The sequence below is a fragment of the Tissierellales bacterium genome, assembly GCA_025210965.1.
In the GTDB taxonomy this organism is placed as follows: Bacteria; Bacillota; Clostridia; order Tissierellales; family JAOAQY01; genus JAOAQY01.
The window spans coordinates 1-9,541 of the sequence record JAOAQY010000091.1 but is presented as its reverse complement, the minus strand read 5'-3'; the positions used below and the strand labels follow the sequence as shown (position 1 = coordinate 9,541).

Genomic DNA, 9,541 nt, shown 5'->3' with positions numbered 1-9,541 from the left:
CAGAAGGGATGAGATATAATTGAAAACTAAAAGTGCCTGACAATCCCAAATTACTTATACCACAGTGATTTAGGAACGACAGGCACTTTTTATGTTTTACTTATTTTTTTCTCAAATCTTCCCCATAAAAATTCAGTTTCTTGAAATTTTTGAGTATCCTAGAGAATATTCTAGAAGTATAAGTTTTCGAAAGTCCACTAGGTGACAAATTTGTTGATATCAGAACTTTTTTACCGGAAATCATACGAGAGTTTATGATATTAAACAGCTCAGAGACGGTAAAAGAGTTTGGCATTTCAGTGCCTAGGTCATCTATTATCAGAAGATCGGATTCGAATATCAATTTGTATTGAAGTGCTAAACTAGCGCTTCTAGATCTATAGTCTGAGAATTTATATTCCTTTAGCACTTCTAACATTTTAAAAGATGTTTGATAGAGAACGACATGTCCCTTGTCCATCAAATCCTTAGCTATACAATTGCACATAAAAGTTTTTCCAAGACCAGTATCACCGTAGAATAGAAGATTGTCACCATTTTTCTTATCGAAATTTTGAATGAAATCCTCTACGAGAGTCATGATCTGCATCATATTTTGTCTTGGAGTAAGAGTCTCTTCCTTAAAAGGTTCATTTGGAAACAAATTTACATTAAATGTAGAGAAGTTTTCGCTTTTTAATTGATATGCTATGTTGGACATTTCATAAGCATGACTTATGATAGCTTGTTTGAGACAAGAACATTTTTCTCCATTTGCTGAAAATCCAGTATCCTTACATTTAGAACATTCAAAATGTGGATCTGTATAATCTTTAGGTATATTGTTGTCGGTTAGAAGTATAGCTCTTTGTTGCCTCAATTCCTTCATAGTGGATTTTATTTCACAGAGCTTTTCTTCGGCATGCTCGGGATCTTGTATTATAGCTTTTGAAAGAAGTATGCCGGTTTGTCTTATTTCATCATCAAGCATTTTTATCTCAGGAACTCTAGTGTAAAGTTCTCTTATTCTAGATTCTTTGCCTCTTTGAGCTCGGTCTCGTTTTTCTTGAAATTGTACTAATATTTGTTTGATAATATTTTCGTTCACGTTCTAACCTCCGGTTAATTATCTCTAAAGAGATCGTCTAATTCATCAGATGACAAATCATCTGTCCACTGTTTATAATTGTGAAGTTTAGTTTTGACTTCAGAAGAAGATGATTTGTAATTTGATTTTTTTGCATCATCAGCAGATTTCTTTTCTTTCTGAGACTGTTCATGAGCTTTATTGTATTCATCTACATCATCAAGAGTTTTGATATCTTTTTCAAGCCAGGATTCTAGTATAGCATCTATATATGGAAAGCTCGGTTCATTAGTTCTCAAAATACTCTCGTCGCAGGCCTTAAATACTAGTTCTAAATCAAATTTCCATTCATCCATCCATTTATTTATATAATCTTTTTGTATCTGAGAAGCGCGGCTCATGAGTCCTAATCTCTCAAATACTTGTTTGTAAAGTCTATATCTTTCGTTATTTTCCAATAAATAATTTTCTAAATCTTCAAGAGATGTGATATTTTGATCGTACCAATTTCTTATGATAGAGTGAATATAATTGGCATTTTTGCCTTTCTCTTTGGCTATTTCATATGCTCTGTAGATTAAATCAGTAGTGCAGCCATAAGTAGCTCGCCATTCTAGAACTTGTTTTTGCTCTGGCGGATGCATATATCGACCCATCAAAACTCGTATTTTTTTGAAAAGTTCGTTTATCTCTGTCGTTTCACTAAGCCTTATGACTTCGTCAAAATCAAGAGATACGGGTTTTTCAAAACTAGAAGTGAGACTTTTTTGTGGCTTATATAATTTTTCGATGTATAATCTTTTGAGATTTAAAAATTCTATATCATAATCGCTCAAATCGCATCCTAAATAATGCTTTTTTACTATGCCTTTTTCTTCCCAAAAATCCCATGCTCTATAGACGTCGCTAAGTGGAATATTTAGGTTACTAGCTATAGTTTGATGACTCAATTTGCCAGATGAAAAATCTTCTAGGGCATATTTGAAACCTAATAGATAAACCTTTACACAGACTCCGTCACCCATAGGCATGAAATCATTCAAAAATATATTTTCGATAGGCGTTTCACCCAAATCGAGATTTAGTTTTTCTAATCTAAAACCCATTGCTTTCATCCTTTCAAAATTTCATTTGCAAAACACCATAAACCCACTTGGAGATTAGTTGAATTACAAATTTGTTTAATCATTTAATTATATCACAGGCTCAATTGCGAATCAAAAAATAGAGAATAAAATGTAAATGAAGATAAAGACTGCACTGGCAAATATGTTTTTAGTCAGCCATCTTGTGAAAAAAATATGAAAACTGAAAAACCCTATTTTATAATAGGAGAGCTTATGATATAATGAAGTTGGTTGTGTTACAAATGTGTTACAAAATATGACAAAAGGATTTCAAAAAAGATTTCACAACAAAAGAGCTGGGGAGGAAGAACATGGGGAAACGTAAAGGAAAGACAAGCAGAAAACAAAATACTCAAAAACCAGCCCTTAAAAAATTAGAGATCAAGGCGCACGAAAAGACTAAAGTAGATGTAGACAAAAAGATCAACGTGAAAGATCTTAAATTAGATAAGGGAAATAGAAAGAGTACACTTCAAATAGAAAGACCATTAAAGACTCAAGCAATACAGAGAAAACAACAGGAACCTCAAAGCAGTGAAACAAAATTGATAGATTTTAATGCACTTAAAGAAAAAATAGATTTTCAAAAACTGAAACACAATAAAAGATTTGTAGGTGGAGTTGCTGCCATGATGGTGGTTTGTCTGACTTTGGGATTTTATGCAAAGGCAGAATACGACAAGAGAGCTGCACATGAACTTGCAACTAGAGGAGTAGAAGTTGTTGTAAGTGGAAAGAGCATTGGAGTAGTTAGAAACAAAGAAGCTGCTGAGCAGGTTGTAAATGAGTTAGAGAGTTCTTTGGAAAAAGAATATGGTGCGAAAACATTATTAAAAGATGAAGTTGCTTTTGTTGATACCCATGCAGAGGATGAGGATCTACTATCTATAATAGATTTGGGTAGAAAAATCGAATCCGTAGCAGATATAAATGTAGAAGCCTTTGGAATAATGGTCAATGGTAAGAAACTAGGCTATGTGAAATCTGAAGAAGAGACAGTAAAACTTATAGATGATTTGGAAAAACCATTTGTAGAAAGTCTCAATAAGTCGGGCGCAAAGATAAAAAAAGTAGAAACACTAGAGTCGATATCTTTTGTAAGTGAGGAAGTGAAAGTTAGTGAGGTATCAAGTTATGATGATATGCTCGCATATTTACAAAAGGGAACGACAGAAGAGAAAACCCATGTTGCGGAATCAGGAGATAGCTATTGGGCTATAGCCAAAAAATACGGAATAACAGTCGAGAATTTGATAGCAGCAAATCCTGGACACAATCCAGAGCTTATTCAAATTGGTGATGAAATCAATTTAGTTGTGCCAAAACCTTATGTGTCTATTGTAACGTACGAAGAAGCGAAATTGACGGAAAAGATGCCGTTTGAAGTAGAATATAAAAAGACATCTACATTATTCTCTGATGAGCAAAGAGTTCAGACTAAGGGAGTTTATGGTGAAAGAGAAATAGTGGCAGATGTAAAGAAAGTAAATGGATTAGTAGTTGATAGAAATATATTGGAAGAAAATGTACTAAAAGCTCCAAAAACGCAGATAGTAGCTAAGGGAACGAGACCAGTTCCGGCTAGCAAAGGAACTGGAAAGTTTTTGAGACCTATAAGCGGAAAGATTTCTTCAAGATATGGATATAGAACAGTGTATGGAAGAAGCAATTTCCATTCAGGTGTTGACATAGCGAATAGAATTGGAACTCCAGTAAAAGCGGCTGACGGTGGCGTAGTTACATTTGCTGGGTGGAAAGGTAGCTATGGATATATGGTAGAGATAGACCATGGCGGTGGATTCAAAACTAGATATGCTCACAACTCAAAGATATATGTAAAAGTTGGACAGAGAGTATACCAAGGAAAGACTATATCAGCTGTTGGAAATACTGGTAGAAGTACAGGACCACATGTTCACTTTGAGGTTCTAAAATACGGGAAAACTCAAAATCCAGAAAGTTATATAAACAAGAAATATAGATAACATGAACTAAAAACTATAGCCTCGATTGACAGATTAGAAGTGTCGATTCGAGGCTTTTTTACATCGACACAGTATAAAATAATGTGATATAATTATAGAGAATGTATCCTAATCTAAAAAGATAGACATCTAAATTTAAAAGTCATGTTAGAAAAGGAGAGCCATATGAGCAAAAAAATATTGATAGTAGAAGACGAAAAACCAATTGCAGATATTTTGAAATTTAATCTTGAGAAAGAGGGCTATGAGACTTTGATGGCAGCTGATGGGGAAGAAGCTGTAAATCAAGCACTAGGAGAAGATCCAGATCTGATTTTATTAGATATCATGCTACCGAAAAAAGATGGTTTCCAAGTCTTGAGAGAAGTAAGAGAGAAGAAACAGGTTCCCGTACTCATGCTTACAGCCAAAGCTGAAGAGGTAGACAAGGTATTAGGATTAGAACTAGGAGCAGATGATTATATAACTAAACCTTTTAGTATTAGAGAACTACTTGCTAGAGTTAAAGCAAACTTAAGACGTGGAGACATTCAAGTACAAAGTGCCGAGGCAGAAGAACAGAATAATTTTGTTAAATCTGGAGATTTGGAGATTGATATCAACAAATACGAAGTGAAGAAAAAAGACGATGTAATCGAATTGACGCTTAGAGAATTTGAACTACTTAAATTCTTGGCGACAAAGTCAGAACAAGTTTTTTCTAGAGAACAATTACTAGAAGAAGTTTGGGGTTATGAATACTATGGAGACATTCGTACAGTAGATGTAACAGTTAGGAGACTTAGAGAAAAAATAGAAGATGAGTCTAGTAATCCAAAATACGTTATAACAAAGCGTGGTGTAGGTTATTATTTTAGGAGGGCATAGCTAGATGTTCAAGAGTATTAAGTGGAAATTTATACTTGTATATTTCTTGCTTGTATTTGTAGCGGTGACGATAGTAGGAGCATTTATTGTTACTCAGTTTGAGCGTCAACAAAATAAACAGGTAACAGATACTATGAAGAAACATGTCGAGAATTTATTAAATTATTCATCTACACTTCAATCTGAGAATTGGGAAAATGTAGAGAAGCCGATAAAAGACCTCATAGTTAAGTGGCCGACATCTATAACAGATAAGATTTATATAATTAGTCAAAATCAAAAACCAGTACTTGTGGCATCGACGAGTGATGCTGCGACTACTCAAAATATGTATGATTTCATAGATTCAGAGCTTTTTATAGAATCTATAAAGAATGCAAATTACCAGATAAAAACAGTCAGAAAAGATAGTCAGCATTTTGCGCATCTTTCTTATCCGATATTTGAGCAAAATGGTAAGGTAAAAGGAGTAATATACCTTACATCTGATTTGAAACTCATAGATCAGTCTATAAACCAATCCAAGATGATGTTAGTGCAATCTACAGTTTTGGCCATATTCATAGCGGTACTTCTAGGTTACTTCATGGCGTCGAGTATTACAGGGCCTATACGAGATGTAACTATACAGGCGAAGAAAATGGCAGATGGAGATTTCACACAGCACGTTGAGATACATTCTAAAGATGAGATTGGTCAACTAGCTGGTATGTTCAATACTCTTTCAAATGAACTTCAGCGCAAGATTTCACAGATATTTAAAGAGAAGAGTAAAATGGAAACCATATTTAACTACATGGCAGATGGTCTTTTAGTTTTAGACACTAAGGGAAAGGTAATGCATGTAAATCAAGTAGCACAGAGAATACTTAGACTTCCATACAATACAGCGACTCAAATGTCTTATGAAGATATAAACGAGAATGTTAGATCTAGTATAGAGCTAAAGTATATCAAGAATAGAGATATGTGGACAGGAAATGAAATTTGTGAGATAGGTTCTTCTAGCTATAGAGTTCAGTACGCTCCATTTAGAGATGAGAACAGAGAAGTTGGAGGAATCATAATAGTATTCCAAGATGTCACAGAGCAGCAAAGACTCGACAATATGAGACGAGAATTCGTTGCCAATGTATCGCATGAGCTTAAAACACCTATAACGACTATAAAAACGTACACAGAGACTATCATAGATGGTGTAATAGAAGATAGGGAAATGACTACAAAGTTCTTGAATGTAGTATATGGTGAATGTGACCGCATGAATAGGATAGTTAGTGATTTGCTTCAATTGTCACAAATGGATTATGATCAGAAAAAATGGAATTTTAGAAAGATTGATTTAGATGAATTACTAGAAGATGTTCATCTTAAAATGCAGATATCAGCTAAAGATAAAAGCCATAGCTTGAAGTATTTTGTTCAAAGCGGTGTTGGCGAAGTACTAGGAGATAGAGATGCTATAGAGCAGGTTATACTAAATATAGTTAGTAATGCGATAAAGTATACTCCAGAAGCTGGGGAAATCAATATACAAGCATATACGAGAGATCATAGAGCTTGTATAGAGATTGAAGACAATGGAATGGGTATACCTGAGAAGGATGTACCGAGAATATTTGAAAGATTTTATAGAGTGGATAAAGCTCGTTCAAGAGAAATGGGTGGTACTGGACTCGGATTGTCGATAGCAAAACAGATATTGGATGAACACCAAGGCGATATTGAATTAGAAAGTACTTATGGCGAGGGAACTACAGTTAGAATACTATTGCCATATGCATAAAGGTAGTGACATCGAGCAATAAAATTATGACTAAACCTGTAATTTTGTTTTAAATGCTCTGTAACTTTCGTGTAATATATCTAGTGTATAATTGTTTTACGTAGAATTATGGGAGAGTATAGGAGGTTTGAAATGAGAAGAGGGTTTATAGGACTCTTGCTAATGTGTTTGATGCTTGGAGCTGGGTCGAAGGCTTTTGCATCAGATGTTGTGACAACAAATGAATCAATTGAATCAGAAAGTGAAACATCTATTCCTATGATTGACTTGGTGATGTCAACGCCGATCGATCAAGAGGATGACATAAAAAGTGAAGAGAAGCAATTAAATCAAGAAGAGAAAAAAGAAAAAGCAAGTTTGAAAATATTGTCACCAGAAGATAGATTTGTGACTACTGATAGAGAAGTATCATTGTCAGTGTCAGCTATAAATGGAGATAGTATAGATGTATTCGTTTACAAGATGGGGGAAGATTTTCCTAGACTTAAAGCGAAAGACATAGAAGTTAAGGATATTGGAATCTGTCTACATGAGCTTAAATTTGAAAATACTGGCAAGTATTCGATTGTAGTAGAGCTTAAATCAGATGGAGAGAAAGTAGCAAAGGTAGAAACTTCTCTGTCAATTATCGACAAAAAAGAAGCTAGAGAATATATGAAGAAAACTATCGAAAAGCTTGATATAGAAAATGTATTTAAGCAAGTGATAGAGACTAAAGACAAGAAATCAGATACAGTTGAAGAGGAAACTTTAGAGAATGAACTTATCGAAGATGAGTTTATTGAAATTGAGTTTGAAAAAGAAAAAAATGAAACTGTAAAAAAATTAGATGCTAAGGGTTCAATTAGCATCAATCAAGAACCAGCAACAGAAGAAGAAAAATAATGGAGCTGATGAATAGTGAATTTAGAGAGAATCAAGTCCGTTGTCTTAGTGGGGCTAGTTGCGAGTAGTATGGCGCTTACGTTTCAGCTATTTGCAATAGAACCTCAAAAAGTAATCGATGCAACAGAGCAAATAGAGATTAGCGACAAAATCGATGACAAAATCAAGGACTTAATTTCTCCAAAAAGGATAGTTGTAAACTATTCAGAACAAAATCATAGAGTATTTTATTCGGATTTTGGAGTAGATCTTTGGAAAAACACGAGAGATCTCTTTCAAAATTCTTTTTTTAATAAAGAATTTCAAATCAAAGAACTAGATATAGATAGTTATGTTGATATGCTAAGTAAAAAATCTATAGTTTATAATTTCGGAACAGAGATACCCATAGACATATTTTTCAAAATGAATAATGATGATGTGAGTGAAGAGTTCAAGAACAGTATAGACTACATAGACACTATATATATAGATCTTGCAAGTGAAAAAACTATGATTTTAAAAAATGGAGAAAAAATGATACAGGTGCCTATAGCTGTGGCATCACTAGAGCCACTAGTAGAGATGGTCGACCAGATAAAAGAAAAGGACAACATAAAATACGGAACAGGTAAACTAATATCAGCATCACCAGAGGTACTAGTTCCTATAAATTTAGAGGAAACAAAGACTACAATATATGTATCAAATGATATAGAAGTAGATAGAATAGGCAAGATAGAAAGTATAGTAGAGGCCTTTTTTGGAGATGTAGAGACAGCTCGAAAGATTGAAGAGAATGACGGATCTCTGATATATATGTATGACAAAAAAGGATTGGTATTTACAGACGATGGTGTACTAAAGTATTTCGATGAAATAGAAGCTCCGGTAGATGAAAGATCGCTTTATAGAAGTTTAGCTAGTTATGCAAACTTCTTGTCTTTGTATGATTATAGTCCTGCATATGACAAAAGGGCAGATATGTACCTAGCGGACATAGAACCTATAGAAAGTGGCGACAATAAAGGTTATAGATTGAGCTTTAATTATAGAATAAACCAAAAGGATGTAATACTAGATGAAAACTTCTCAGATGAGCTCAAAAGACCTATAGAGGTAGAAGTCTACAATGACTATATTAAGAGTTACAAAAGGTATTATAGACGAACAGCATCAGTTGACAGCCTCGGTAGTTTTTCATTTAGTATAGACTATATAATGGCACCATTAGATGTCATAAATCAAAACCTAGAGCCAATTAGAAATGGATATAGAATAGACAACGATTTGAGCTTAGAAGCGATGAAATCTATTGAAAATCAAAAAATATTAAGTACTATAACGAGTATAGAGTCTGCATACTACGATTATTGCGAGCAGGATAGCCAGGCAAAATTGGTCGAAATTTGGATGATTGATTTTGGAAAACGAAGATATATATTCAATGCTTACTCTGGAGAACTTATTAAAACCTACAGAAAGGAATAGCTATGAATTGGTCTAAAGCGAAAAATATATTGATATTGGCCTTTTTGGTCACAAATTTAATACTTGGAGTAAATTTATATAGGGCGCACGAATCGAATCAAGAACCTAGTGAACTCAGCGATGCATATCAAAATCAAGTGTTTGAGTTTTTAGAAAACAACGATATCACTTTGGTAGCAGAATTACCACCGATTAGTGAAAAACTTACAAAGGCTATCATAGAATATGAATTGTATCAACCAGAACAGATAGCAAAAAGGTTTTTTGCCAATCCATCAAGGCAACCAATAGATGATAGAGTGCTATTTGTACAGGGCGAAGAAGAACTTGAGATTATAAACAACAAAGAACTAGT

8 protein-coding genes are annotated in these 9,541 nt (G+C 34.0%); 6 read left to right on the top strand and 2 right to left on the bottom strand.

Annotated elements, in window-relative coordinates; genetic code table 11:
* Positions 1–100: 100 nt before the first annotated feature.
* Positions 101–1,087 carry an ATP-binding protein gene (locus N4A40_06950; GenBank protein ID MCT4661585.1) on the bottom strand — a complete coding sequence of 329 codons (987 nt, stop codon included), beginning with the start codon at positions 1,085–1,087 and terminating at the stop codon, positions 101–103.
* A gap of 14 nt (positions 1,088–1,101) precedes the next feature.
* Positions 1,102–2,172 carry a DnaD domain protein gene (locus tag N4A40_06945; GenBank protein ID MCT4661584.1) on the bottom strand — a complete coding sequence of 357 codons (1,071 nt, stop codon included), beginning with the start codon at positions 2,170–2,172 and terminating at the stop codon, positions 1,102–1,104.
* Positions 2,173–2,504: 332 nt separating this feature from the next.
* Here N4A40_06945 and N4A40_06940 point away from each other — a divergent pair, with 332 nt between their 5' ends.
* From N4A40_06940 to N4A40_06915, 6 genes are all read left to right on the top strand, one after another.
* Positions 2,505–4,178, top strand: coding sequence for a M23 family metallopeptidase (locus N4A40_06940; protein ID MCT4661583.1), 1,674 nt, complete (start codon positions 2,505–2,507; stop codon positions 4,176–4,178).
* Between the two features lie 165 nt (positions 4,179–4,343).
* Complete coding sequence (gene yycF / locus N4A40_06935) at positions 4,344–5,045, top strand: response regulator YycF (GenBank protein ID MCT4661582.1); 702 nt, start codon at positions 4,344–4,346, stop codon at positions 5,043–5,045.
* Between the two features lie 4 nt (positions 5,046–5,049).
* On the top strand, positions 5,050–6,831 hold the full coding sequence (locus tag N4A40_06930; GenBank protein MCT4661581.1) for a cell wall metabolism sensor histidine kinase WalK: 1,782 nt from the start codon (positions 5,050–5,052) through the stop codon (positions 6,829–6,831).
* 132 nt (positions 6,832–6,963) lie between these two features.
* Complete coding sequence (locus N4A40_06925; protein MCT4661580.1) at positions 6,964–7,716, top strand: hypothetical protein; 753 nt, start codon at positions 6,964–6,966, stop codon at positions 7,714–7,716.
* 15 nt (positions 7,717–7,731) lie between these two features.
* The gene (locus N4A40_06920; protein MCT4661579.1) at positions 7,732–9,186 is read left to right on the top strand and encodes a hypothetical protein; all 1,455 of its coding nucleotides are present in this window, start codon (positions 7,732–7,734) and stop codon (positions 9,184–9,186) included.
* A 2-nt stretch (positions 9,187–9,188) separates the two neighbouring features.
* A partial coding sequence (locus N4A40_06915; GenBank protein ID MCT4661578.1) for a hypothetical protein occupies positions 9,189–9,541 on the top strand: 353 nt, incomplete at its 3' end.

Bases quoted from the DNA above. Each gene is read 5' to 3' on its own strand.
- N4A40_06930 (MCT4661581.1), top strand. From the start codon at position 5,050: ATGTTCAAGAGTATTAAGTGGAAATTTATACTTGTATATTTCTTGCTT.
- N4A40_06945 (MCT4661584.1), bottom strand. From the start codon at position 2,172: ATGGGTTTTAGATTAGAAAAACTAAATCTCGATTTGGGTGAAACGCCT.
- yycF (MCT4661582.1), top strand. From the start codon at position 4,344: ATGAGCAAAAAAATATTGATAGTAGAAGACGAAAAACCAATTGCAGAT.
- N4A40_06925 (MCT4661580.1), top strand. From the start codon at position 6,964: ATGAGAAGAGGGTTTATAGGACTCTTGCTAATGTGTTTGATGCTTGGA.
- N4A40_06940 (MCT4661583.1), top strand. From the start codon at position 2,505: ATGGGGAAACGTAAAGGAAAGACAAGCAGAAAACAAAATACTCAAAAA.